This is a genomic window from Streptomyces sp. NPDC048671 (genome assembly GCF_055587045.1).
Genome location: NZ_JBVJHB010000003.1, coordinates 257,967 through 282,631 on the forward strand (window position 1 = coordinate 257,967; position 24,665 = coordinate 282,631).

The following is a 24,665-nucleotide window of genomic DNA, read 5'->3' on the forward strand; positions in this document are numbered from 1 at the left end:
CTACCCGGACGCCCGGCCCGCGACCTCCGCGTGGCGTACGCCGTAGGAGCGCCACGGCCGCCACCGGTGCGAGCCGGGCGTCCCGTACGGATCGACATCGGGGTCACCCAGCGCGCACATCCGGATCAGCCCCGCGGTCGCCGGGCCGATACCCGGCAGCCGCAGCAGCGCCTGCTCGGCCTCGTCCCGGTCGGCGCCCGCGTCGAGCCGTACGCTCCCGTCGCAGAGCGCCGCCGCCAGCGCACGCAGCCGCGGGTCGGCCGCCGAACCGGCCAGCACGCCCGGTTCGGGAAACACATGGGTGAGCCCGCCGCAGGGCACGTCCAGGCGCTTCCCGTACGTCTCCACGAGCGCCTCGGCCGCCGCCGGACCGACCAGGGCCCGTACGGCGAACTCCTCGGGGTCCGCCGCACCCGGCGAGCGCAGCCCCGGGCGGGCGGCCACCCGCGGGGCGAGCAGCGGATCGGCGGCGAGCAGCTCGCCGACGGCGTACGGATCGGCGTCCAGGTCGAAGAGCCGGCGCAGCCGCTGCACCGCCGTGGTCAGATCGCGCAGGTCGGTGAGGTGGATTCGGGCCTCCAGCCAGTTCCCGGCGGACCGCTCGTCCACGGCGGCGATGGCGGTGCCGTACGGAAGGCGCAGGGTGCGCCGGTAGGTGCGGCTGCCGGGCTCGCCGCTGACCTCCTCGATACGGGCGACCGTCCCGGCGGCGAGCACGTCGAAGACCTCGCGGGCGGCGTACGGTCCCCGGTGCGCGAGCCGGAGCGGGATTCCGGTGGTGCGCGCCTCCTTGACCGCCGCGCCGAGGCCGGTGCCCGCCTCGGTCCGCAGCTCGCTCGGGGTACGGGCGTAGATCTGCCGGATCGTGTCGTTGAACTGGCGCACGCTCGCGAAGCCGGCGGCGAAGGCGATCTCGGTGACGGGCAGTGCCGTGGTCTGGAGGAGGACCCGTGCGGTGTGCGCGCGCTGGGCGCGCGCCAGGGCGACGGGACCGGCGCCCAGCTCCGCGTTGAGCTGCCGCTGCACCTGCCGTGAGCTGTAGCCGAGCCGGCCGGCGAGACCGGGGACGCCCTCCCGGTCCACCACACCGTCGCCGATCATCCGCATGGCGCGGCCGACCACATCGGCCCGGACGTTCCACTCCGCGGAGCCGGGGACGGCGTCCGGGCGGCAGCGTCGGCACGCCCGGAAGCCGTTGCCCTGGGCGGCGGCCGCGGTCGGGTAGAAACGGACGTTCTTCCGCTTGGGCGTGACGGCGGGGCAGCTCGGCCGGCAGTAGATACCGGTCGTTTCGACGGCGAAGAAGAACTCTCCGTCGAAACGCGCGTCGCGGCTGCTCACCGCCTCGTACCTGGTCTCTTCGTCCATCACACCGTCCAGTGTGCGACATCGCGCACCACGGCACTCGCGGTTTTCGGACGTCGACCAGGTGCCCGGCTACCTGACCCGGCCGCGCTTCGCCTCCATGGCGGCCCGGCCCTCGGCGCCCTTGCGCTTCCAGTCGCGCCGGAGCTCGTTGCGGACCCGTGCATCGGTCTTGGCGACGATGCGCTGGTTCTCGCGCAGCAGCTTGCGGTAGCTGTCCATGCGCCGTTCGGGCAGCGATCCGTCCTTGAGCGCCGCCAGCACCGCGCAGCCCGGCTCGGCCTCGTGGGCGCAGTCCTGGAACCGGCACCGCTCGGCCAGCGCCTCGATCTCGGAGAAGACCTGGCCGACGCCGGTCTCCGCGTCCCACAGGCCGACCCCGCGCAGTCCCGGGGTGTCGATCAGGACCCCGCCGGAGGGCAGCACCAGCAGATTGCGGGTCGTGGTGGTGTGCCGGCCCTTGCCGTCCATGTCGCGGGTGGCCCGCACCTCCATCTCGTCGTGCCCGAGCAGCGTGTTGGCGAGGGTGGACTTGCCCGCGCCGGAGGCCCCGAGCAGCACGCTCGTACCGCCGGAGACGATCGCGGCGAACACGTCGACGCCCTCACCGGTCGCGGAGCTGACGGGCAGCACCTGCACCCCCGGCGCGAGGCGTTCGACGTCCTGGACGAGGTAGGACAGCGTGGCGGCGTCCGGGACCAGGTCGGCCTTGGTCAGGACGACGACCGTCTCGGCGGCCCCGTCCCCGGCCGACGCCCCGTCACGCAGCAGCGCGTCACCGCCGGCGCTGGACATGGCGAGGGCCAGGAACCGTTCGACCCGCCCCAGGTCGAGTTCCACCGCCAGCGAGACGCAGATGGCGATGTGGTCGACGTTGGTGGCGAGCACCTGGCCCTCGGAGCGCTTGGACGAGGTGGAGCGGACGAACGCCGTGCGCCGGGGCAGCAGCGTACGGACGAACCGCGGGTCGCCCTCGGGGTCGACGGCGGCCCAGTCGCCCGTGCAGACGATCCGCATCGGGTCGCGGGGCACGACGAACGCGGTGTCGGCGCGGAGGGTGCCGCGCGGGGTGGCGATGTCGCACTGCCCGCGGTCCACCCGCACCACGCGTCCGGGCAGCAGCCCCTGCGCGGCGTACGGGGCGAACTCGGCCGCCCAGTCGTCGTCCCAGCCGTACGCGGCCAACGGGTGCGACGGCGAGGAGTCCTGCGGAGCGCGGGAGGAGAGGGAGGAAGGAGAGGATGAAGACGGGAAAGACAAGGGAGACCCTTCACAGGGTGGCCCCGGCACTGCGCACGGCGGCGCAGAAGTCTCGAAGAAGGTCAGCCGGCGGCCACGGGGGTGGGAACGATGCACTTCGGCTTGTGGGCAGCGCCCACCGCAACGACAGTCATCAATGTCCTCACCTCCTGGTTCACGCACGGTCCGGGAGCAGCGGTCTCGTCCGCCGTCCGTAACGTCGCAAACGATAGCCCGGAGCGGTCGGGGAGCGTCAACCGAATTAACGCGGCCCGCTGACCGGTACTCGGGAACGGACCGTTCCGGAGTTCCGGTTCGGGAGCGCGGACCACCGATATCCGTAACTCTCCCCCGATCGGGTGATACGCATGGAGATCGACCGGTCGCAGCCGGTTAGGGTGCCGGACATGACCTCCCCCCAGACATCCACCGGCACCTTCACCCAGGCCCAGTTGGGCACCCTCACCCTGATCGGCTGGAGCGGCGAACATCCCCACAACGGGCGGGACGTCGCCTTCCTGCTCGTGTACTCACTCGGCGACGGGTCGGACGGCCCGGCGGCCGGCGAGAGCGCCATGCACATCGCCCTGGAGCGCAGCGGCCTTCCGGTCGGCGGCGGCCCCGTGCGCGCCGACGAGACCCCCGGGCTCCCGGTGAAGCTCCTCATCCAGGCGGGTCAGGCCGTCCTGACACTGCCCCACTTCACCGCCCAGTACCCGGCTCGGCCGGAGTGGCTGGCGGCTGCCCGCGAACAGGGCGAGGTGCACGCGATGTTCGCCACCCGCCCGTGGCCGCAGGGGGCGCCTGGGTATCCGGTGACCGAGGACTCGCTGCGGTCCTTCGCCGGCGACCCGGAGGTCATCGTGACCTCCGCCCACTGCGTCCTGCCGGTACGCAGCCTGGGCTGACCGCCCCCGGACACGGACGATGCCCACCGCCCCCGTGGAGCGGTGGGCATCGCGCGTACTCAGCTGCCCCGCCGACGGACCGCGGGCGGCCCGGGACTTCCCGGACCGCCCGCGGCACGTGTGTCAGGCGTCAGTTGTTGGCGACGCCGTTCCCGGAGAGGACCGGGATGTCGTCCACCAGGTGCGAGAGGGGCTCGTCGCCCTTGGCCTGGACGGAGTTGTCGGCGCACTGCTGGTTCTGCGGCGAGGACAGGACCTGGACGTCCTGGACCGCGATCGGGACGAGCCCGATCAGCGAACCGACGTTGGCCTTGATCGGAGCGCCGACGCAGAGCTTGTTCAGCGAGCCCTGGATGAGCTGGGCCTGCGGGCTGCCGTCGCCCCGGGTCACGCTGTTGCCGAACGAGGACTGGGCGCCGTTGCCGTTGACCGACGTCGTGCCCTGGTCGTTACCGATCGCCATGGCCGCGGGGGCCACTACGGCGGACAGGCCGACCATGGACACGGCTACTGCCGCGCCGGCCATCATCTTCTTCATCACACGTCACCTTTCGAAGCGTTCCGTTCTGGAACGTACTGATCAACCCCCCAGAGAGGCGTCGGTTGCGCAGTTCCACTCAAATGGGTTCGATCCACTGTAAGTTCGACACTTTTCGTCAACCTCGGAAGGCCTCGCCCGAGGTGCGCGCCGCGGGTACGAGGCCGCCCACGCGGGGCGGATCGGGCTCCGGGTCGCCCCGGGACGCCTGCCATTCGGCGAGAAGGCGGTCGTAGATCGGCGTGGGGCCTTCCGGGCGACGGCGGTCCTGCGGGCTCCTGCTGTCGTACTGGTCCATGAGGGGGCCATACCCGGTACGGCGGGAACGGCCCGGTGCCACTACGGCAACCGGCCCAGCGGACCCGTCCTTTCGGGGAGTTTCGGGCTGCGCCACCGGGAAACGGCGTGGGGCCGACGCGTCCGGGCGGCCGGAATCCGGCTGCCGCGTGGACGGGTCGGCCCCACGGGACTTCTAAAACACGACCTAGTCGTTGGCGGCACCGTTGCCGGACAGGATCGGAATGTTGTCCAGGATGTGCGACAGCGCCTCGTCACCCTTGGCCTGGGTGGAGTTCTCGGTGCACTGCTGGTTCTGCGGCGACGACAGGACGTTGAGGTCCTGGACCGAGACCGGCACGACACCGAGCAGCGAACCGGCGTTGACCTTGGCGGGCAGGGCGATGCAGGGCTTGTTCAGTGACCCCTGGATGAGGGCGAACTGCGGGCTCCAGTCACCGTGGGTGGCGGAGTTGCCGTACGACTGCATGGCACCGTTGCCGTTGACCGAGGTGGTGCCCTGGTCGTTGCCGATCGCCATGGCCGCGGGAGCCACCGCGGCGGAGACGCCGACGATGGAGGCAGCGACGGCTGCCGACGCCATAATCTTCTTGATCATTGAATGTAGCCCTTCTGGGTTTTTCTGTTGCCCGCTGTCCTGAGCGCTCTGATCAACTCGCGGCGGCGGGAATGGTTGTGGCGCTTCACTCGAACGGTGCTTCTGCCATCCGTCGGTTCACGGGAGGTACGGCACCGGAGAGACGCGGAACGCTTTGGATCGGGAACTGCCGTCCTGGGACGGGTCAGCCACCGAGCGGGAGACCGCCCACGAGCGGGGCAGCGCCCTTGGCCGCACCGGTGGCCTGGCCGGCGAGCTTGGTGACGGTGCCGTCCTTCTGCAGCGCGTCGGCGGCGCCGCCGACCGTGTCGATGATCGGGTCGACGGCCTGCGGGGCCGCCGCGACCACCTGGTTGACACCGCCGTCGAGGCTGAAGTTCGGAGCCGTGGCGGTGGTAACGGCGAAGGCGGGAGCAGCCGTTCCGAGAGCGACCACGGAGCCGGCAACGAACGCGGCGGTCTTCGCGTACTTCACTTTCAGGTTCCCTTCTGCAACGGCAGCCGTTTCGGTCGCGTCTCCGCGCCGCACCAGCCTTCTTTAGCTGTGACTTCTGCCGCTTTCTCCATGGCTAACGATCCGATTGCGGCCGGGCAACTGGAGCTTCCGGCTTTTCTCGGAACGGCTCACAGGACCACTCGATCGATTGCATGACTAATCACTGAATCGGGTGTGAGTGCGGGACAGCGGACGCACATCGGTGGTGCACTGTCGGTACTCCGTCCCGCGCGCCCGCCCGGATGTCAGCCCCCAGCCGCCGGCGCACCGCGCCCCGGGCCGGTGGAAATGGCTCAGGCCTTTCCACCGCGTCCGGGCAGGGCCGCGAACTCCCGGGACGGAGAACGCAGGAAAGAGGAAAGCCCCGGATCGCAGGAGATGCGATCCGGGGCAGACCGGTGCCGGGACAGGTCCCGGCGGTACAGAGATCAGGCGTTGACGCAGGTGTTGCCGAAGGACGGGTTCAGCAGACCGACCACGTTCACGGTGTTGCCGCACAGGTTGACCGGAATGTGGATCGGGACCTGGATGACGTTGCCGGACAGGACGCCCGGGGAGCCCACGGCCGCACCCTCGGCGCCGGAGTCGGCGAACGCCGGGGCGGCGGCACCCATCGCCATGAGGGTTCCGGCGGCGACGGCGGCAATCTTGGTGTACTTCACTTTCAACCCTTTCTTTGACGGAGTCCGTAGCGGCAACGAATTTCGTGCCGCACGAGCGCGGGTTCTGCTCACTCGTAACTCCGCCGCTGTAATTCGTAACGATTTAAGACGGTAAGCGAAACTCTTCGAGATGAAGATTTCTAAAAGTCCGCCCGAATGACGCAGTTCCGATCACGCGACGTCACCGTCGCGATCACCGGACCGTGCGCGGGCGGACCTTCACAGCACAGCAGCAGGCCCGAGCCGCTCGGAGGAGGAACGCCCGCGGCTCGGGCCTGAGCACAGCCGGATCAGCTGTTGCCGGCACCGTTGCCGGAGAGGACCGGGATGCCGTCCAGGATGTGCGACAGCGCCTCGTCGCCCTTGGCCTGGGTGGAGTTCTCGGTGCACTGCTGGTTCTGCGGCGACGACAGGACGTTGACGTCCTGGACCGCGATCGGGACGAGACCGATCAGCGAACCGACGTTGGCCTTGGCCGGCAGGCCGATGCAGGGCTTGTTGAGCGAGCCCTGGACCAGACCGAACTGCGGGCTGCCGTCGCCGTGGGTCTCGGCGTTGCCGAAGGACTGCGAGGCCCCGTTGCCATTGACCGACGTGGTGCCGCCGTCGTTGCCGATGGCCATCGCCTGCGCGGCGCCGAGACCGAGGATGGAGGCGGCAACGGCACCCGTAGCCAGGACCTTCTTGATCACGATGAACCCTTCTCGTACTGGATGCCCCGTACCGGAGCGCACTGACCAACTCGCTTCCGGACGTTTGGTTATGTCCATTCACCCGAATGCCGGGAATCCACGGACACCCGTGCGAAAGAAGGCCGTTAATCCGCAGCGCATTCGGTGGGCGCGCTTTTTGATTCAAGCCTCAACGGCTTTCCCCTGCCGGGCGTCACGTGCGGCCCAATGCGCCGAATCCCGGAAACGAACACCTATACGTAGTCCGTCCGAGTGGTCACACGATTTACACGGATTCCACGTTTCCCCGCCACACGCGCGTCGTTATGGGTGGAGTCAAGCCCGCCCGACGGGACGCTCACCCACCAGTAGTGGCATGCCCGACGGTTGCTGCCGGCTGATGAATGAACCGCGGGCAATGCGCCCGCGCGAAATGTCCTAAGGAAGGGCAACCAATGCGAAAAGCCTTGAGTAAAAGCGTGCTCGTCATGGCGGCGGCGTCAGGCATCCTGACCGCCTCAGGCGGCTACGCCTTCGCGGACGCGTCGGCCGACGGCGCCGCCATCGGTTCTCCCGGCGTCGCTTCGGGCAACGCCGTGCAGGTGCCGGTGCACGTGCCCGTCAACGTCTGCGGCAACACGGTCGACGTGGTCGGCCTGCTGAACCCGGCGTTCGGCAACGAGTGCGAGAACGCCGGCGGCGGATCGGGCAGCGGCGATGCCCAGGGCGCGAGCGCCAACGGCGTCGCGGCCAACTCCCCCGGCGTGCTGTCGGGCAACCTGATCCAGGTGCCGGTTGACGTCCCGGTCAACGCCTGCGGCAACACGGTCGACGTGGTCGGCCTGCTGAACCCGGCGTTCGGCAACGAGTGCGAGAACGGCGGGGGCGGGACCGAGACCCCCAAGCCTCCGACGCACCCCCAGCCCCCGACCCATCACCAGCCTCCGACGCACCACCAGCCCCCGACCCACCACCAGCCCCCGACGCCGCCGAAGACGGGCCATCACCACCACAACGGTGACTGCCCTCCCGGCCACCACCACAACCCGCCGACCCACACCCCTCCCACCCACAACCCGCCGCACCACAACCCCCCGCACCACAACCCGCCCACGCACACCCCGCCGACCCACAACCCGCCCACCCACAACCCGCCGACGCACGCCTGGCACCCCCACAAGCCGACGCACCACCACAAGCCGCCGCAGATGGCGCACACCGGTGCGAACAGCAACCTGGGCATCGCCGGTGGCGCCAGCGCCGCGATGGTGCTCGGTGGCGGCCTGCTGATGCGCCGCAGCCGCAAGTCGCAGAGCTGACACACCCCACGCACTGAAAAGGTCCGGCCGGACAGCCCAAGCTGTCCGGCCGGACCATGCGTCGTCCCCGTCCGTGCGACGGGGCGGGGCCGTCAGGCCCTGGAGAGCCCCGCGCGGTCCAGGCACCCGGCGATCGTCGCCGTCTCCGCCGCGTCCAGCGGGCGCATCGGCGGGCTCATCACATTGGTGGCGATGATCCCGCGCAGCATGAGCGCGGTCTTGAACGCGCCGAGTCCCGCGGCGGTGGCGGAGGCGGTTCCCGGGCGGGCGGCGCGGATGATGTCGAAGAGCGCGACGAGTCGGTCCTGTTCGGCCGTCGCCGCGGCCCAGTCACCGCGTACCGCGGCCTCGTGGAGGCGGACGTACCCGTGCGGGTCGACGTTACCGAGCCCGGGGACCGAGCCGTCGGCGCCGCCGAGCATCATCGAGTCGACGACCAGCTCATGGCCGGTGAGCACGGAGAACCCGGGCAGTTCCCGGGCCCCGATGACGAGCCGGCGGAACGAGCCGTCGTCGCCGCTGGAGTCCTTCACCCCGGCCAGGACCCCGTCGGCCGCCAGCGGCAGCAGCAGTTCCGGGTCGAGCTTGCTGTGGACGCAGACCGGCACGTCGTACGCGAGGAGCGGCAGGTCGACGGCTGCCGCGACGTCCCTGAAGTGGCGGTCGATCTCGATGTCGTGGGTGCGGGTGTAGAAGGGCGCGGTGACGACGACGGCGTCCGCACCGAGCTCGGCGGCGCGGTTGGCGCGCTCGATGGCCCGGTTGGTGGTGGTCTCGATCGCTCCGACGAGGACCGGCACCTGGCCCGCGGCTGCCGCCGTGATGACCTCGATGACCTGGTCCTGCTGTCCGGGCGTCAGATAGGCGGTCTCGCCGGAGCTGCCGAGGGCGAACAGCCCGCTGACACCACCGTCGAGAAGATGCCCCACGACCCGCTCCAGGGAGGGGCGGTCGAGCTCGCCGTCCGCGGTGAGCGGGGTGACGACGGGCGGGATCACTCCCGAATAGCGGGGGGTTCGGGCGGTCATGCGGTGCTCCTTGCGGACGGTACGGGGGTCGGGTCCCCGGAGGGGGACGCGGGGGTCTGGGGGTGGACGCAGTGCCAGCGGTGTCCGTCGGGGCCGTCGGTACGGACCGGGAAGACCGTGGCGCACGCGTCGTCCGCCTTCCAGCAGCGGGTGCGGAACGGGCAGCCGGTCGGCGGGTTGGTCGCCGAGGGGACCGGACCGGTGAGCACGATGCGCTCGGTGGTCTCCAGCAGGCTGGGGGTCGCGGAGAGCAGTGCCTCGGTGTACGGGTGCGAGGGGGCGCCCGCGACATCCGCCGCGCGCCCCTCCTCGACGATGCGGCCGAGGTAGAGGACGGCGATGCGGTCGGCGAGGTAGCGCACGGTCTGGATGTCGTGCGAGATGAACACCATGCCGAGGCCGAGCCGTTCGCGCAGGTCCACCAGGAGGTTGAGGACCTGCGCGCGGACCGAGACGTCGAGCGCGGACGTCGGTTCGTCGGCGACGATCAGCTCCGGTTCGAGCGCCAGGGCGCGGGCGATGGCGACGCGCTGGCGCTGGCCGCCGGAGAGCTGTCCGGGCAGCGCGGCCAGGGTGTGGCCGGGGAGGCCGACCAGGTCGAGGAGTTCCTCGACGCGTGCCTCGCGCTCCTCGCGGGTGCCGCGGCGGTGCACATCGAGCGGGTCGCGCAGGATCTGGCGGACCGTGAGCCGGGGGTTGAGGGCGGTGGAGGGGTCCTGGAAGACGACGCCGACGGCGGAGCCGAAGTCGTCGCGCCGCTGGGTCCCGGACATCTCCCACAGGTCCTTGCCGTGGAAGGTGACCGTGCCCTCGGTGGGCTTCTGCAGACCGGTCAGCACCCGGGCCATCGTCGACTTGCCGCAGCCGGACTCCCCGACCAGGCCGACGATCTCGCCGCGCTTGACCTCCAGGCTCGCGTCGGTGAGGGCGTGCACGGCGTCGCGGCGGAAGACGCCTCCGCTGCGTGCCTTGTGGCGTACGTGGACGCCGTCGAGCCTGATCACAGGGCGCTCCTTTCCAGCTGTGCGGCCTTCGCCGGGTGGTGGCAGGCGAAGCCGTGGTCGTGCGCGCCGGCGCGTGCGGTGAGTGCGGGGGTGGTGGTGCGGCACAGTTCGGTGGCGGCGCCGCAGCGCGAGGCGAACCGGCAGCCCTCGCCGAAGCCCTGTGGCGCGGGGACGACGCCGCGGATCTGGTGGAGCCGTTCGGCGCCCGCCTCCAGGGAGACGACCGAGCCGAGCAGGCCGCGGCTGTAGTGGTGGGTGGGGGCGGTGAGTACGGACCGGGTGTCACCGATCTCGGCCAGCCGGCCCGCGTACATCACCGCGACGCGGTGCGACAGGTCACCGACGAGGGCGAGGTCGTGGCTGACGAGCACCATCGCGAAGCCGAGTTCGTCGCGCAGCCGGACGAGGAGTTCGACGACCTGGGCCTGGACGGTGACGTCGAGGGCGGTGGTCGGTTCGTCCGCGATGAGCAGGCGGGGGCTGCGGGACAGGGCCATGGCGATCAGGACGCGCTGGCGCTGGCCGCCGGAGAGCTCGTGCGGGTAGCTGCGCAGGGTGCGTTCGGGTGCGAGGCCGACCAGGTCGAGGAGTTCGGCCGGGGTCTTCGTGCCGCCTCGCGAGGTGAGCTGCTTGAGCTGGGTGCCCACGAGCACGGACGGGTTGAGGGAGGAGAGCGCGTCCTGGTAGACCATCGCGATCTCGGGGCCCATCAGGGCGCGGCGTTCCTTCGGCGGGAGCTTCAGCAGGTCCCGGCCGCGGTAGAGGATCTCCCCGCTGACCTCGGCGTTGCGGGCGAGGAGGCCCATGACGGCGAGGCTGGTGATGGACTTGCCGCAGCCGGACTCCCCGACCAGGCCGAGGGTTTCGCCCTCGTGGACGGTGAAGTCCAGGGAGTCGACGACCGGGACGGTGCCGTACCGGTCGGGGAAGCGGATGGCGAGGTCCCGTACGACCAGGAGTTCGGCGGCGTCCTCCGGTACCGGGGTGATCGCCGGCCCGTTGGCGTGGACGCGCTCCGCGAGCTTGGTGAGGGCGGCGTCGATGTCGATGGTGGAGCGGGCCTCCACCGGGTCCGGTGCCGTGGTGGTGTGGGCGGGGTCCGCGCCGGCACGGGCCTTCTTCGGGGCCGCCGAGGCGTCGGTGAGGCCCTCGGAGAGGATGTTCAGCGCGAGCACGGTGATCAGCAGGGCGAGGCCCGGGAAGAACGTGGCCCACCAGCCGCCCGCGAGGAGGATCTGCCGGCCGTAGGCCAGGACGCTGCCCCAGCTGGGGTCGGGGTCCTGCACACCGGCGCCGATGAAGGAGAGGCTCGCCTCGAAGATGATCGCCTCGGCGACCATCACGGTGGCGAACACCATGACCGGGGCCATGCAGTTGACGGCGACGTGGCGCAGCACGATGTAGCCGCGCCGGGCGCCGATGACCTTCTCGGCCGCGACGTAGTCCTCGCCGTACTGGGAGAGGACGTTGGCGCGGACCACGCGGGCCAGCGAGGGGGTGTAGACGAAGGCGATGGTGAAGATGATGACCGGGATGCTGGTGCCGAAGACCGCGACGAGGACGGCGGCCAGGGCGATCGGCGGGAACGACATCACCACGTCGAGGGTGCGCATCACGGACTCGTCGCCGAGCTTGCGCGAGGTGGCGGCGAGTGCTCCGAGCAGCGCGCCCGCGATCAGGGCCAGGGCGGTGGAGCCGAGTCCGATGATCAGCGAGTAGCGCGAGCCGTGCACGACGCGGGCGAAGACGTCGCGGCCGGCCCGGTCGGTGCCGAACCAGTGGTCGGCGCCCGGGGCCTGCACCGGGGTGCCGGTGGTGAGCGGGTTCTGGGTGAGCAGCGGGGCGAACACCGCACCGAGGATGACGACGAGCAGCACGCAGAGCGCGACGCGGGAGGTGACCGGGAGGGCGCGGAACGCGATGCCCGGTCGGGACAGCTTATTGGCCAGACGGCCCGTGGTGAACATGTCACACCGTCCTGATGCGCGGGTTGACCAGCAGATAGAGCAGGTCGACGATGACGTTGACCACCAGGAACGCGATGGCGATGGTCAGTACGGTGCCCTGGACCAGGGCGACATCGCCGCCGGTGACACCTTCGAGGATGAGTTTGCCCATGCCGGGCAGGTCGAAGATCGCTTCGATGACGACGGCGCCGCTGAGCAGGTAGCCGACCTTGACGCCGAGCACGGTGAGCGGGGTGACGAGCGCGTTGCGCAGCACCGAGCGGATCACCAGGAACACCGGCAGGCCGTTGCCGCGTGCGGTGCGGACGTAGTCGCGGTCGAGTTCGGCGACCATCGAGGTGCGGACGAGGCGGGCGAGCGACGCCGCGACGGGCACGGCGAGCGAGAAGGCGGGCAGGGCCATGGTTCTGAGCCAGCCGCCGAAGGAGTCCGCCGGGTTGGTGTAGCCGCCGGTCGGGAAGATCGGGGTGTTCAGTGCGAACTGCTGGATGAGCAGGACACCGAGCCAGAACGACGGGATGGCGACCCCGGCCATGGAGAGCACCCGGAACAGCTGGTCGGGCCAGCGGTCGCGGTACATCGCTCCGAGGACGCCGCCGAGCACGGCCATGATGAGCGCGAGGATCAGCCCGAGGATGGTGAGCTGGAGCGTGAGCGGGAAGGCGGCGGTGATCCGGTCGATGACGGGCTGGCTCGGCGGGACGGTGCTGCCGAGGTCCAGGTGGATCAGCTGGCCGAGGAAGCGGAAGTAGCGGACGGGCAGCGGGTCGTTGAGACCGTTCGCCTCGGAGAAGGCCGCGCGGGCTTCGGGAGTGGAGCTCTCCCCCAGCGCGTTGAAGGCCGGGTCGACCGGCGAGAACTGCAGCACCACGAAGACGAGCAGCGCGATACCGAGGATCATCACCGGCATCATCGCGACGCGGCGCAGCGCGAGCCGGAGAAAAGCAACCATCGTCGGGTTCCTTGCGGTTGGGCGGGCCGGTCCGGGACAGCGGGGATGTCCGGTGTCCCGGACCGGGCTATCGGACGCCGGGTGAGCGGCGCCGGGGCGGGGCGTGATCCGGCGGCCGCCGGATCAACGGGCCGGTGTCAGCCGGTGCGGCGGCCCGGTGGTGGCGGTCAGGCGGGGCTGACGTCCAGGAAGGACAGGCCCGTGGTGGGCAGCGGCTTGAAGCCGGGCAGCGCCTTCTCGTTCCAGGCGGTGGGAAGCTTGCGGTGCAGGATCGGGTAGAGCGCGGCCTCGTCGGCGACGAGGTCGGTGACCTCGCCCCACAGCTCCTTGCGCTTCGCCTCGTCGCTTGCCTGGGCGGCCTTGTCGAGGGTCTGCTTGACCTTCTTGTACGCGGCGGACTTGCTCCAGCCGTAGCGGTTCTCCGGCCAGAAGCCGTAGTAGAACCAGCGCAGCAGCAGGTCCGTGTCGTTACCGAAGACCGACGGGTCGCCGGGGGCGACGAGGACGTCGAAGTCGCCCTTGTCGACCTTGGCGTACTGTGCCGCGGACTGGGCGATGCTGAGGGTGACCTTGACGCCCGCCTGCTCCCAGCTCTCCTTCAGCAGCGGGGCGATGTCCTTGACCCAGCCGGTGTCGGTGGTGAGGACGGTGAAGGACAGGTTCTTCACGCCCGCGTCGGCGAGCAGCTGCTTCGCCTTGGCCACGTCGTGCGTGTAGACCGTGGCGGCCTTGTGGTACTCGGGGTGGGTGGCCGGCACATAGCCGGTGGCCGCCGCTGCGTTGCCGACCATCGCGGTGGAGATGATCTTCTCGGTGTCCAGGGCGTAGAACAGCGCCTGGCGCACCCGCTTGTCGGCGAACCGCTTGTCGGCGGTGTTGAACATCAGGAAGAGCAGCCCGAAGGACTGGACGGACTCGGTCTTCGCGCTCGCCGAGAGGCTCTTGACGTCGATGTACGGGACGTCCTCGATGGCCTGGACGCGGCCCGACTGCATGGCGCTGACGCGAGCCGACTGGTCGGACATCAGCCGCCAGACCATCTTCTTGGCCTTGGCGGGGTGGGCGCCGTTGTACTTGTCGTACGCCTCGAAGACGATCTTGTCCTCGCGGGTGGCCGAGACGAACTTGTACGGGCCCGAGCCGACCGGCTTGGCGTCGAAGGCCTTGGGGTCGGGCGCCACGATCTTCTTCGGGACGATCCGGGCCACGGCTATGCGGGACGGGAAGAGCGCGAAGGGGTACTTGAGCTTGAACTCGACCGTGCCGGCGTCGACGGCCTTGACCGTGTCGATGAAGGGCACGAACTGCGCCATCAGCGAGGCGTTCTTCGGGTCCAGGATGCGTTCGAAGCTGAACACCACGTCGTCGGCGGTGACGGCCGATCCGTCGTGGAAGGTCGCCCCCTTGCGCAGCGTCGCCCGGTAGGTGGTGGCGTTGATCTTCTTCGGCATCTCGGTGGCGAGCGCGGGACGGGCCACGAGCGTTACTGGATCGAGATCTACCAGACCCTCGAAGATGTGCATATTGGCGGCGTACGGGGTCGCGCCCGAGGTGATCATCGGGTCGAAGCCGGTCGACAGCGGGTAGGACAGACCGGCCTCGATGAGGTCGCTGCCACTGCCCTTGTCCGCCGATCCGTCGGCGGTCGAGGACGGGCCGCCACAGGCGGCAAGGCTCGCCGTGATGGCGGCCGCAGCGCCGACAGCACTGGTGTAACGCAGGAAGGTGCGGCGCTCGACACCGGCTGATCTCAGCTCGGGCACGGGTCCTCCAGGGACTTTGAGGTGGGGCATCGGAGGTCAGGACGGGCGGTGGATCGGTGGTTCACGGGGACCGTGGAACCTGAAGCATCAGACGTCAGATGTCTGATGCCTTGATAGCGTGGGAACGTAGCTTGACAATCGAGAGGGGTCAAGAGGTGGGGAGTTCACATATGTCCGGAACGAGGCCCGGCCGGCAGTTGCTCCGGCAGGAAGTCGTCGACGGCATCAAGCGGTACATCCTCGAAGAAAGGCTCCGCCCCGGGGACCCGCTGCCCACCGAGCCCGCCCTGTGCGAGGCCCTCGGCGCCAGCCGCTCCAGCGTCCGCGAGGCCGTCAAGATCCTCAACGCGCTGGACATCGTCGAGGTCCGCCACGGGCACGGCACGTACGTCGGCAGGCTGAGCCTGTCGGCGCTGGTGGAGAGCCTGACCTTCCGCGGGCTGCTCTCTCCCGACGACGACTTCCAGGTGATGGCCGACCTGGTCGACGTGCGCGAGCTCTTCGAGCGCGGGATGGCCGACCGGATCGTCACGCTGCTCACGCCGGAGCAGCTCGACGCGCTGGACGGCCTGGTGGCCACCATGCGCGAGACCGGGGCGCAGGAGGGGCACGGTTTCGTGGACGCCGACCGGGCGTTCCACGCACTGCTCGTCGCCCCGCTGGGCAACGAGCTGATCGGTCAGCTCTCGATGGCCTTCTGGGACGTGTACACGATCGTCGCGCCGCATCTCGACGGATTCACCCAGGCCGACGAGACGGCGACGATCGCGGCGCACCAGAACATCGTGGACGCCGCGCGGGCCGGGGACACCGTCGGCTTCATGCAGGCGCTCGGTGAGCACTACGCCCCGGTCAGGCGCAGGATCTCCGAGGCCCGGACCCGCGACGGCGCCAAGGGCTGAGCCGCTCGCCGACGCCTGCGGCGCGGTGACCGGGCCGGGCCCAGTGCCTCTCGCACCCGGCCCGGCGCACCCTTGACGAGCGCCGCAGGGGCTGCCTAGGGTCCGTGTGCCGACAGGACATCTGACGTCATCCGTCTGATGACCTGTGCTTCACCTCGCACCTGGCACTTCCCGACCGCGCCCCCAGGAGGGCACCTCCATGCCGTTGACGGACCTCTCGCTCGCGGACTGCCGCGACTACCGGCCGACGTTGCCCGTCCCGGCGGACTTCGACGACTTCTGGACACGGACCCTGGACGGAGCCGGAGCCGGAGCAGGAGCCGGAGCCGGAGCCAGGGACGGAGCCGGGGACGGTCCGGCGCCGAAGCCGGTGTTCGCCGAGGTGGAGACCGGGCTCACCCAGATCCGCACCTACGACGTGACGGTCCCCGGCTTCGCCGGTCAACCGGTGCGCGGCTGGCTGCGGATGCCCATCGGGACGAGCGAACCCCTCGGCTGCGTCGTGGAGTTCCTGGGCTACGGGCGCGGCCGGGGCCTGTCGCACGAGAACCTGCTCTGGGCGTCGGCGGGTTACGCGCATCTGATCATGGACACCCGCGGCCAGGGCTGGTCGGCGGCGGGCGGCGACACCGCGGATTCGGATGCCGGCGCGGCCGGAGTCGTCCCCGGTTTCCTCACCCGTGGCATCGAGAGCCCGGAAACGTACTACTACCGGCGGCTGTTCACCGACGCGGTGCGCTGCGTCGAGGCGATGCGCAGCCATCCCGAGGTCGATCCGGACCGGATCGTCGTCACCGGGGTGAGCCAGGGCGGGGGTATCGCGCTGGCCGTGTCGGGGCTGGTGCCGGGACTGGCCGGGGTGATGCCGGACGTGCCGTTCCTCTGCGACTTCCCTCGCGCGACGGAGATTTCGGGGCGCCCGCCGTTCACCGAGATCGCCGAGTACCTGAAGCTCCACCGCGACCGCGCCGAAGGCGTCTTCACCACCCTGTCGTACTTCGACGCGGCGCTGCACGCCACCCGGGCCACGGCTCCAGCCCTGTTCTCGATCGCCATGATGGACGAGATCTGCCCGCCCTCCACCTGCTTCTCCGCCTACAACAACTACGCCGGGCCCAAGGACGTGCGGATCTACGCGTTCAACGGGCACGAGGGCGGCGCGGAGTACCAGCAGCGGGAGCAACTGGCCTGGGTGCGCACCCTGTTCGCCGGTCTGCCGTCGGGGCAGGCCGGACACTCCTGACCGGAGGCACCTTCCGTGCGCAGACGATCCATGCTTCTTGCCGCAGGCGCGGCGGCGCTGAGCACCCGGCTCGGCGGCCGCGCCTTCGCCGCCGCGGGGAGCGGCCCGGTCCTGGACCACGACACCCCCGTGGACCTGGACGGCAGCGAGTACGTCGACCTGTCGAACCAGGTCGGCGTGCTCGCCCCGCTCACCACGGGAACCATCGTCGTCACCTTCCGCACCACCAGTCACAACGAGGCGATGACGCTGTTCAGCGCCTCGGATCCCACCGCCCCGTCCTCCGACATCACTCTGAATCTGAGTGGCGGCGCACTCCAGTTCTCCGTACGCGAGAAGGGATCGGTACTACTGAATGTCATGACCAGGACACGGTACGACGACGGGCTGCGCCACACCGTCGCGGTCACCGTCAACGCCTCCGGCACCAGGCTGCACGCCGGCGGACGCGTGGTGTTCGAGACCGCGCGGCATGCCTTCTTCGGCAGCGTCTCCAAGCTCACCGCACTCGCCCTGGGCCGCAACACCGACAGCGACCACCCCGGCGGCGAGTGGTTCTGCACCGGCACCGTCGAGCGGGCCGCCGTCTGGGACCGGGTGCTGAACGAGAGCGAACTGGTCGCGCAGTGCCCGCGCCCCGACCTCGCGGACCTGGGGCCGGATCTCCACGATCCTCAACAGCGGCGCCCCGGCCACCTGGGTCATCACCGGCGACAGCATCACCCACGGCGCCCTGCACACCAACGGCTGGCGCAGCTACCCGGAACACTGGACGGAACGGGTCCGGTGGGAGCTGGGCAAGCCGAAGAACCGCGACTTCGTGATCGATTCCGGAGTGAGCGGCGCCACCAGCGCCGAACTCGTCTGCGGATCTTCGAGGCAGACAGCCCGGTCTGCTCCCTGCGCATCCCGTAATCCCGGCGCACCCCCCAATCTCCCACCCTTCGAGAAGCACCACCCCTTCCGAGAAGAGAGATCGTCCATGCAGCGAACTGTCCCTGTCGCCCTGCTCAGCGCCGCCATGCTGGTGGTCGCCGTGACCGGCACCGCGCAGGCCGCGTCACCCACCCCCGGCGCGCTCACGTCCCAGGACCTGACCGTCGACGGGGTGGGCTCCCCCCACTACCGCATCCCGGCCCTGACCACCTCGGTCAAGGGCACCGTGCTGGCGGCCTACGACGCCCGGCCCACCCTCGGCGACCTGCCCTCCAACATCGGCGTCGTACTGCGGCGCAGCACCGACGGCGGTACGACCTGGCAGGCGCAGCAGGTGGTCCGCAAGGACGCCGCGCCCAAGGGCTACGGGGACCCGAGCCTGCTGGTCGACCGGACCACCGGACGGATCTTCCTGTTCTACGCGGCCGGTGTGAACCAGGGCTTCTTCGGCTCGGCCACCGGCAACGACGAGAGCGACCCCGACGTCCTCCAGGCCGACTACAGCTACTCGGACGACGACGGGCTGACCTGGACCCATCGCCGGATCACCAAGCAGATCAAGGACCCCGCCTGGGCCGGGATGTTCGCCGCGTCCGGCGAGGGCATCCAACTGCGCAACGGGGCACACAAGGGCCGGCTGATCCAGCAGTACGCCGTCCGTATCAACGGCGCCAACTACGCGGCGAGCGCGTACAGCGACGACCACGGCGCCACCTGGAAGATGGGCAAGCCGGTCGGCCCCGGCGGCGACGAGAACAAGACCGTCGAGCTGAACGACGGCACGGTCATGCTCAACAACCGGTCGGCGCCGTACCGGACGATCGCGTACTCCACGGACGGCGGGGTCACCTATACCCCGTTCGTCCAGGACACGCAGCTCCCCGACCCGGCGAACAACGCCTCGGTCATCCGGTACGCCCCCGACGCCGCGGCCTCGGATCCGCAGTCCTCGTGGCTGCTGTTCAGCAACACCGAGGACACCGGGGCACGGCGCAACCTGACCGTGAAGATGTCCTGCGACAACGGGAAGACCTGGCCGATCAGGAAGGTCGTCGACCCCGGCGCCGCGGCCTACTCGACGCTGACCCGGCTGCCGGACGGCAGGCTCGGGCTGCTTTACGAGCGCGGCAACGCCGAGCACATCACGTACGACTCGTTCGACCTGAAGTGGCTGGGCGGCACCTGCGCCGACATCACGATCACCCCGCCCGCCTCGCTCAGGGCGGGGACCAGTGCCCAGGTCACGGTCCGGGTCGTCAACCGGATGGACGTACGCCGGGACGCGGGCACGATCGACCTGACCGTGCCGGGCGGCTGGACCACCGCGCGGACCGTGATCCCCGCGCTGAACCCCGGCCAGGGCGCCAACATCAACATCCCGGTCACCGTCGCGGCCGGCGCCTCCGGCAGCGCCGCGCTCACCGCGACGTACCGGGCGAACGGCAAGCAGGCCCAGGGCAGTACGACGGTGACGGTCACTCCGTAACCGGGGCGAGTCCCGTACGTCCGACCGCCGCACGGCGGTTGGACGTGCCCCGGCCCGCGGCCGTTGAATGGGTGCGACGCGCGGCAGGCGGAGCAACCGGGAAGTGGTGGCGGACACATGGCGGGATCGGTTTTACGCATCGGAGTGGTCGGCGGGAGCGTCGCCGGGTGTGCCATGGCGATCGCCGGGGCCAGGGCCGGCGCGCAGGTGACGGTCCACGAGCGCAGCGACGGGGCCCTGGAGGACCGGGGGTTCGGCATCGTCATCCCGCCGGCGCTGTACCGGGAGCTGGTCGCGGCCGGCTATCTGGACGCCGGAATGCCGACGGCGCCGGTGCCCTCCCGGGTCTGGCTCACCCGGCGGAGCGGTCACTCCACCGCGCGCGAACTGGCACGCCAGGAAGGCGCGGTGACGGCCTGTCACTGGGGCCTTCTGTGGCGCACCCTGCACGCGAACACCGGCGGCGCCGTGCGGTACCACCGGGGGCGGCCCGTCACCGAGGTACGGCGCCACCCCTCGGGCGGCGCCGTGATCCGGACGGCTGACTCGGAGCAGGTGTACGACATCGTCGTCGGGGCGGACGGCCCCCGGTCCGTCACCCGGGAGACCGTCGCCCCGGGGGTACGGCCGGTTCCGGCGGGGTACGCCGTGTGGCGGGGCACCCTGCCGCTCACCGCGCTCGCCGGTCATCCGCACCTGCTCGATCTGCTGCGCAGCGCGTGGATCACGCTGGGATACCGGGGCGGGCACGGGGTCTTCTACCTGATCCCCGGCGCCGCACCGGGATCCCGGCTGCTGGCCTACGCCGTCTACGGCTCCCCTCCCCCGGCATCGTGGACCGCCGGGCGCGAGGCGTACGTACGGCGCATCGCCGAGGAGCACTTCCCGGCGGACTGGGCCGCTCTCGTCGGCCGGGGCGAGCACACGTCCACGGCGTACCACCCGGTCGCCGACTTCCACGCCCCGCAGGTGGCCGACCCCCCGTTCCTGCTGGCGGGCGACGCGGCGAGCATCACCAGACCGCACACCGCCAGCGGCGCGACCAAGGCCTTGCAGGACGCGCTCTGCCTGGAACGCGTCCTGCGCGGGGCGTCCTCCCCGGCCGACGCGCTGCGCGCGTACGCGGCCGAGCGGTCACCCGAGGGAGCCAGACTGGTCGCCCTCGGCCGCAGACTGGGGCACGCGATGGTCGAACGGACCCCGGACTGGGCGGCGATGGGGCCGGCGGAGGTGGCGACGTGGTCCCGCGCGACGCTGGACGGCGCCGACAGCTATCTGTACGGGGCGGCGGAGGGCTGACGGGGGCGGGCGGCCGCGTACGGGGCGCGCGGCCTTCTTGCCCGCCACAGGCTTCGGCGACGGGCCTCAGGGGCTGTCGTCGGGAGGCGAGCCCTGCTCCAAGCACTCAAACACCGGGGATGTCCCGCTTCGCCGCGATGAGCATGCTGCGCGGGATGACCACGAGGCGTTCGTCCAGGCCGATCGAGACTCCGTCCGGCAGGCGGGTGCCGAGGGAGGCGGTGAGGTCGCGTCCGATCACGGCGACGTCGCCGTTCTCCAGCTCCCAGATGTCCGGGCATTCAGGGCCGGAATTGGTCGCACCCAGTTCCAGGGCCGACTTGCCCAAGCGCCTCTTGAAGTCCGTTCCCGGGTCCGCTTCCCATGGCCTGCTCATGGTGTCGCCCTTCTGCTGCCTCGCCTTCAATATAGCAGTGACGATCTATCAAATTCCTTGCGGAATAAAGCATTTGGCCTGATCGGTGAGTTCGGTCGTTCCGCCGGCGGGATCGCGGCTCAGGCCGGGCTGAGCCTGGTGCGGATGCCGTCGAAGTGGGTGCGCATCGCCCTTACCGCGCGCAGGCCGTCGGCCGCCGCCACCGCCGCGACGATCTCGCGGTGCTGGGCGCAGGTGACCCATGGGTCCTGGTGGCCGTCGTCGAGGTCCTCGCGCACCCGGTCCATCGCCGCCCAGAAGGCGTCGAGCACCTCGCTGAGCAGGTGGTTGTCGAGCGAGGCGTACAGCGCGAGGTGGAAGGCCCGGTCGGTGCCGCGGGCGACCCGGCCGGTGGCGGCCTCCTCCTCCATCTTCGCCACCAGGGCGCGCAGTACTTCGATGTCCTCGTCCGGGACCCCGGCCGCGACGGCGCCCACCAGGCCCGCCTCCAGGGCCTCGCGCACCTTCATCAGCTCGGCGAGGCCCGGTTCGCCCTGGCGGTGGCGGACCGCCGCGCGGAAGGCGAGGCCCTCGGCGAACGGGGACAGGGAGAGCGAGCCGACGAAGGTGCCGAATCCGCGGCGGATCTCGACGACGTTGACCGCCTGGAGCGACTTGAGCGCCTCGCGCACCGATACCCGCCCGGCCCCGAAGAGCTCCATCAGTTCGGCCTCGGTGGGCAGTGCGTCGCCCGGTGCGAGCCGGCGTTCCAGGATCAGTTCCTTGATCCTTCGCTCGATGTCCTGAGCCATGGTGGGCCGCGCCACAACGTCCTCCTGAGGTGCCGTTGCCCCTTGACCGGTCACAGGAGCATCTGTTTAAGGTGAAGCAAGACATAGGACATCTTACGTCTCACGTCTCGATCCGAGTAGCCGCACAGGCCCCGGATCGGTATCCCGATCAGCTGGAGCCTCCACCATGTCTCTGACCGCACCGCTGCACGGCGTAGTTCCGCCGGTCTGCACCCCGCTCGACTCCCGCGGGGAGGTCGACACCACGTCCCTCGTCCGGCTCGTCGAGCACCTCATCGGCGGGGGCGTGCACGGACTCTTCGCGCTCGGGTCCACCAGCGAGGTCGCCTACCTCACCGACGAACAGCGCGCCACGGTCCTGGAGACCGTGGTCAACGCGACCGACGGGCGGGTCCCGGTGCTGGCCGGGGTCATCGACACCACCACGGCCCGGGTCGTCGAGCATGCCAGGTCCGCCGCCCAGCTGGGCGCGGACGCGCTGGTCGCGACCGCGCCGTTCTACACCCGCACCCACGGCAAGGAGATCGCCGGGCACTTCCGCCGGCTGCGCGCCGAGGTGGACCTGCCGCTGTTCGCGTACGACATCCCGGTCGCCGTGCACAGCAAGCTGTCCGCCGCACTGGTCCGTGAGCTGGCCGAGGACGGCACGCTGGCCGGGCTCAAGGACAGCAGCGGTGACGAGGGCGGGCTGCGCCGGCTCGTCGTCGAGCTCGGTGGGCGCGAGGGGCGCGCGCAGGGTCCGGTGCCGGAGTTCAGCATCCTCACCGGCTCCGAGCTGACGGTGGACGCGGCGCTGCTCGCCGGGGCCGACGGCGTCGTCCCGGGCATCGGCAACGTGGACCCGTCCGGTTACGTGCGGCTCTACGAGGCCGCGCGCGCCGGGGACTGGGCGCTGGCCGCCAAGGAGCAGGAGCGGCTCATCGAGCTGTTCGCCATGGTCGACGTCGGCCCCGAGGCGGACATGGGCCGCAGCTCCTCGGCGCTCGGCTCGTTCAAGTCGGCGCTCCGGCTGCTGGGCGTCATCGACTGCGGCGACACGGCGTTCCCGCAGATCCAGCTGTCCGCCGAATCCGTCGCGCTGGTCTCCGGACTGCTGCGCGCCGCCGGTCTGCCGCCGGTCCGATGACCTCGGCAGCTCGGACAGCGCGGGCCGGGCGGCCGGTCGTCGGCCTCGACCTCGGCGGTACGAAGATCGCCGCCGCGCTCCTCGGCGCCGACGGCACGGTCCTGGCCCGGCACAGCCGCCCCACCCCGGCCCGTGACGGCGCGGCGGCGGTCCTCGACGCACTCGCCGCCGCCGCGGCCGAGGTCGACCCCGGCCGCACCGCCGCGGTGCTCGGCATCGCGGCGGCCGGGGTGATCGATCCCCGCACCGGCATGGTCACCAGTGCCACCGACTCCATCCGCGGCTGGGCCGGCACCGCTCTGGGCGCCGGCCTCGCGGACCGTACCGGGTACCCGGTGGCCTGCGACAACGACGTACGCGCCACGGCCGGGCCGGAACTCGCGGCGCTGGGCGCGGACGGTACGGGGCACGGCTCACTGCTCTTCGCCGCCATCGGCACCGGGGTCGGCGGCGCGATCGCCGCCGACGGGCGGATGCTGCACGGCGCGTCCGGCATCGCCGGGCACCTCGGCCATCTGCCCAGCCCCGAGGCGGCCGGGCTGCCCTGCACCTGTGGCGCCACCGGCCACCTGGAGGTCATCGCCTCCGGGCCCGGTATCGCCGCCCACTACGAGCGGCTGACCGGCACCCCGGTGGACCGGCTGGAGACCGTTGCCGCGCGGGCCGCGCGCGGCGACACCGACGCCGCGTCCGCCATCACCACCGGCGCGGCCGCCGCCGGCCATGTGCTCGGCGGACTCGCCAACGCCTTCGGGCCCGACCGGGTCGTCGTCGGCGGCGGGGTCCCGCGGATCGGCCCCCTGTACGGGGACGCCCTGCGGGCCGCCTTCACCTCGGAACTGATGGAACCGCTGCGCGGGCTCGTACCGCGGGCTCCGCTCCTCGGCCACGACGCGGCCGTGCTCGGAGCGGCCGCCCTGACCACCACCCTTCCCCTCCACCACCCGGGAGCTCACCGATGACCGCACAGAAACTGGCCGCCTTCCTCCAGGGCAAGCTGATCGTGTCCTGCCAGGCCCCGCCCGGCGACCCGATGCGGGAGACCGCCACCCTGGTACGCCTCGCTCAGTCGGCGGTCGCCGGTGGCGGCGCCGCGATCCGGGCCAACGAGCCGGCGGTCGTCGCCGCGATCGTCGAGGCCGTCGACCTGCCGGTCATCGGTCTGTGGAAGGACGGCGACATCGGGGTCTACATCACGCCGACCGTCCGGCACGCCCTGGCGGTCGCCGAGGCGGGTGCGGCCGTCGTCGCCGCCGACGCCACCGACCGGCCGCGCCCCGACGGCTCGACGTTCGCCGAGCTCGTCGAGGCGGTCCACGCGGCCGGCGCCCTGGTGATGGCCGATGTCTCCACCCTCGAAGAGGGGGTCGCGGCGGCCCGGCTGGGGGCGGACTTCGTCTCCACGACGCTGTCCGGCTACGTTCCCGGCACCCCGAAGCAGACCGGCCCCGACCTCGATCTGGTCGCCGCGCTGTCCGCCGCGATCGACGTCCCGGTCGTCGCCGAAGGCCGTATCAACACCCCCGATGAGGCGGCCGAGGCCCTGCGCCGCGGCGCGCACAGCGTCGTCGTCGGCACCGCCATCACCGCTCCCACGGCCCTGACCGCCCGCTTCGTCGCAGGCATCGCCCGGCCCTGACCCTCCCCACCACGCGGGGCGGCTGTTCAAGGGAGAGCGCCGTCCCGCATCCTGGAGTCA

The 24,665-nt window shown here is 71.0% G+C and carries 25 protein-coding genes; 10 read left to right on the plus strand and 15 right to left on the minus strand.

Features of this window, described 5'->3' with window-relative positions:
* On the minus strand, nt 1-1,368 hold the full coding sequence (locus ACZ6S6_RS08060; RefSeq protein ID WP_469704510.1) for a DNA-3-methyladenine glycosylase 2 family protein: 1,368 nt from the start codon (nt 1,366-1,368) through the stop codon (nt 1-3).
* Nucleotides 1,369-1,437: 69 nt separating this feature from the next.
* Nucleotides 1,438-2,625: a ribosome small subunit-dependent GTPase A gene (gene rsgA, locus ACZ6S6_RS08065; RefSeq protein ID WP_362954696.1), complete on the minus strand. Its 1,188-nt coding sequence runs from the start codon at nt 2,623-2,625 to the stop codon at nt 1,438-1,440.
* A 386-nt stretch (nt 2,626-3,011) separates the two neighbouring features.
* Between rsgA and ACZ6S6_RS08070 the strand changes: the two genes are divergently transcribed.
* Nucleotides 3,012-3,512 (plus strand): DUF5949 family protein, encoded by a 501-nt coding sequence (locus tag ACZ6S6_RS08070; protein WP_362954698.1) that lies wholly within the window; start codon nt 3,012-3,014, stop codon nt 3,510-3,512.
* A gap of 130 nt (nt 3,513-3,642) precedes the next feature.
* Here ACZ6S6_RS08070 and ACZ6S6_RS08075 read toward each other — a convergent pair whose 3' ends face one another.
* From ACZ6S6_RS08075 to ACZ6S6_RS08100, 6 genes are all read right to left on the minus strand, one after another.
* Nucleotides 3,643-4,050 (minus strand): rodlin, encoded by a 408-nt coding sequence (locus tag ACZ6S6_RS08075; RefSeq protein ID WP_362954699.1) that lies wholly within the window; start codon nt 4,048-4,050, stop codon nt 3,643-3,645.
* Between the two features lie 118 nt (nt 4,051-4,168).
* A complete protein-coding gene (locus ACZ6S6_RS08080; protein ID WP_469704379.1) occupies nt 4,169-4,348 on the minus strand; it encodes a hypothetical protein in 180 nt (59 codons plus the stop codon).
* A gap of 186 nt (nt 4,349-4,534) precedes the next feature.
* The gene (locus ACZ6S6_RS08085) at nt 4,535-4,945 is read right to left on the minus strand and encodes a rodlin (protein ID WP_362954703.1); all 411 of its coding nucleotides are present in this window, start codon (nt 4,943-4,945) and stop codon (nt 4,535-4,537) included.
* A 184-nt stretch (nt 4,946-5,129) separates the two neighbouring features.
* Nucleotides 5,130-5,420: a hypothetical protein gene (locus ACZ6S6_RS08090; protein ID WP_362954705.1), complete on the minus strand. Its 291-nt coding sequence runs from the start codon at nt 5,418-5,420 to the stop codon at nt 5,130-5,132.
* A gap of 449 nt (nt 5,421-5,869) precedes the next feature.
* Nucleotides 5,870-6,103 carry a chaplin gene (locus ACZ6S6_RS08095; RefSeq protein WP_362954707.1) on the minus strand — a complete coding sequence of 78 codons (234 nt, stop codon included), beginning with the start codon at nt 6,101-6,103 and terminating at the stop codon, nt 5,870-5,872.
* A gap of 290 nt (nt 6,104-6,393) precedes the next feature.
* Nucleotides 6,394-6,795 carry a rodlin gene (locus ACZ6S6_RS08100; protein ID WP_362954709.1) on the minus strand — a complete coding sequence of 134 codons (402 nt, stop codon included), beginning with the start codon at nt 6,793-6,795 and terminating at the stop codon, nt 6,394-6,396.
* A gap of 434 nt (nt 6,796-7,229) precedes the next feature.
* Here ACZ6S6_RS08100 and ACZ6S6_RS08105 point away from each other — a divergent pair, with 434 nt between their 5' ends.
* Entirely contained in the window at nt 7,230-8,093 is an 864-nt protein-coding gene (locus ACZ6S6_RS08105; RefSeq protein WP_469704380.1) for a chaplin, read from the plus strand.
* 92 nt (nt 8,094-8,185) lie between these two features.
* On the opposite strand, the gene ACZ6S6_RS08110 is transcribed toward ACZ6S6_RS08105, so the two are convergent.
* The 5 genes from ACZ6S6_RS08110 to ACZ6S6_RS08130 all read right to left on the minus strand — a co-directional run bounded on the left by ACZ6S6_RS08110 (nt 8,186) and on the right by ACZ6S6_RS08130 (nt 14,807).
* Entirely contained in the window at nt 8,186-9,121 is a 936-nt protein-coding gene (locus ACZ6S6_RS08110) for a dihydrodipicolinate synthase family protein (protein WP_362954713.1), read from the minus strand.
* Complete coding sequence (locus ACZ6S6_RS08115; RefSeq protein WP_469704381.1) at nt 9,118-10,125, minus strand: oligopeptide/dipeptide ABC transporter ATP-binding protein; 1,008 nt, start codon at nt 10,123-10,125, stop codon at nt 9,118-9,120. Before ACZ6S6_RS08115 ends, ACZ6S6_RS08110 begins: the two co-directional genes overlap by 4 nt.
* A complete protein-coding gene (locus ACZ6S6_RS08120) occupies nt 10,122-12,092 on the minus strand; it encodes a dipeptide/oligopeptide/nickel ABC transporter permease/ATP-binding protein (protein ID WP_469704382.1) in 1,971 nt (656 codons plus the stop codon). Before ACZ6S6_RS08120 ends, ACZ6S6_RS08115 begins: the two co-directional genes overlap by 4 nt.
* A gap of 1 nt (nt 12,093) precedes the next feature.
* Complete coding sequence (locus ACZ6S6_RS08125; protein WP_362954719.1) at nt 12,094-13,044, minus strand: ABC transporter permease; 951 nt, start codon at nt 13,042-13,044, stop codon at nt 12,094-12,096.
* Nucleotides 13,045-13,211: 167 nt separating this feature from the next.
* Nucleotides 13,212-14,807 carry an ABC transporter substrate-binding protein gene (locus ACZ6S6_RS08130; RefSeq protein WP_362954721.1) on the minus strand — a complete coding sequence of 532 codons (1,596 nt, stop codon included), beginning with the start codon at nt 14,805-14,807 and terminating at the stop codon, nt 13,212-13,214.
* 170 nt (nt 14,808-14,977) lie between these two features.
* Between ACZ6S6_RS08130 and ACZ6S6_RS08135 the strand changes: the two genes are divergently transcribed.
* The 5 genes from ACZ6S6_RS08135 to ACZ6S6_RS08155 all read left to right on the plus strand — a co-directional run bounded on the left by ACZ6S6_RS08135 (nt 14,978) and on the right by ACZ6S6_RS08155 (nt 20,673).
* The gene (locus ACZ6S6_RS08135) at nt 14,978-15,709 is read left to right on the plus strand and encodes a FadR/GntR family transcriptional regulator (RefSeq protein WP_469704383.1); all 732 of its coding nucleotides are present in this window, start codon (nt 14,978-14,980) and stop codon (nt 15,707-15,709) included.
* Between the two features lie 199 nt (nt 15,710-15,908).
* A complete protein-coding gene (locus tag ACZ6S6_RS08140; RefSeq protein WP_469704384.1) occupies nt 15,909-16,952 on the plus strand; it encodes an acetylxylan esterase in 1,044 nt (347 codons plus the stop codon).
* Between the two features lie 30 nt (nt 16,953-16,982).
* Nucleotides 16,983-17,867 carry a laminin G domain-containing protein gene (locus tag ACZ6S6_RS08145; protein WP_469704385.1) on the plus strand — a complete coding sequence of 295 codons (885 nt, stop codon included), beginning with the start codon at nt 16,983-16,985 and terminating at the stop codon, nt 17,865-17,867.
* A 67-nt stretch (nt 17,868-17,934) separates the two neighbouring features.
* Nucleotides 17,935-19,374, plus strand: coding sequence for a sialidase family protein (locus tag ACZ6S6_RS08150; RefSeq protein ID WP_469704386.1), 1,440 nt, complete (start codon nt 17,935-17,937; stop codon nt 19,372-19,374).
* Nucleotides 19,375-19,491: 117 nt separating this feature from the next.
* Entirely contained in the window at nt 19,492-20,673 is a 1,182-nt protein-coding gene (locus tag ACZ6S6_RS08155) for an FAD-dependent monooxygenase (protein ID WP_469704387.1), read from the plus strand.
* 106 nt (nt 20,674-20,779) lie between these two features.
* Here the strand turns inward: ACZ6S6_RS08155 and ACZ6S6_RS08160 are convergent, their stop codons facing one another.
* Both ACZ6S6_RS08160 and ACZ6S6_RS08165 read right to left on the minus strand, forming a co-directional pair.
* Nucleotides 20,780-21,049: a hypothetical protein gene (locus tag ACZ6S6_RS08160; protein ID WP_362954732.1), complete on the minus strand. Its 270-nt coding sequence runs from the start codon at nt 21,047-21,049 to the stop codon at nt 20,780-20,782.
* Between the two features lie 119 nt (nt 21,050-21,168).
* Nucleotides 21,169-21,855 (minus strand): FadR/GntR family transcriptional regulator, encoded by a 687-nt coding sequence (locus tag ACZ6S6_RS08165; RefSeq protein WP_362954733.1) that lies wholly within the window; start codon nt 21,853-21,855, stop codon nt 21,169-21,171.
* 151 nt (nt 21,856-22,006) lie between these two features.
* On the opposite strand from ACZ6S6_RS08165, the gene ACZ6S6_RS08170 reads away from it, so the two are divergent.
* From ACZ6S6_RS08170 to ACZ6S6_RS08180, 3 genes are read left to right on the plus strand one after another with little or no spacing between them, the layout of a single operon-like run.
* Nucleotides 22,007-22,966, plus strand: a complete 960-nt coding sequence (locus ACZ6S6_RS08170) for a dihydrodipicolinate synthase family protein (protein ID WP_469704388.1) — start codon at nt 22,007-22,009, stop codon at nt 22,964-22,966.
* The gene (locus ACZ6S6_RS08175) at nt 22,963-23,928 is read left to right on the plus strand and encodes an ROK family protein (protein ID WP_469704389.1); all 966 of its coding nucleotides are present in this window, start codon (nt 22,963-22,965) and stop codon (nt 23,926-23,928) included. Before ACZ6S6_RS08170 ends, ACZ6S6_RS08175 begins: the two co-directional genes overlap by 4 nt.
* On the plus strand, nt 23,925-24,605 hold the full coding sequence (locus ACZ6S6_RS08180; protein WP_362954739.1) for an N-acetylmannosamine-6-phosphate 2-epimerase: 681 nt from the start codon (nt 23,925-23,927) through the stop codon (nt 24,603-24,605). The genes ACZ6S6_RS08175 and ACZ6S6_RS08180 overlap by 4 nt, the downstream gene beginning before the upstream one ends.
* Nucleotides 24,606-24,665: the final 60 nt, after the last annotated feature.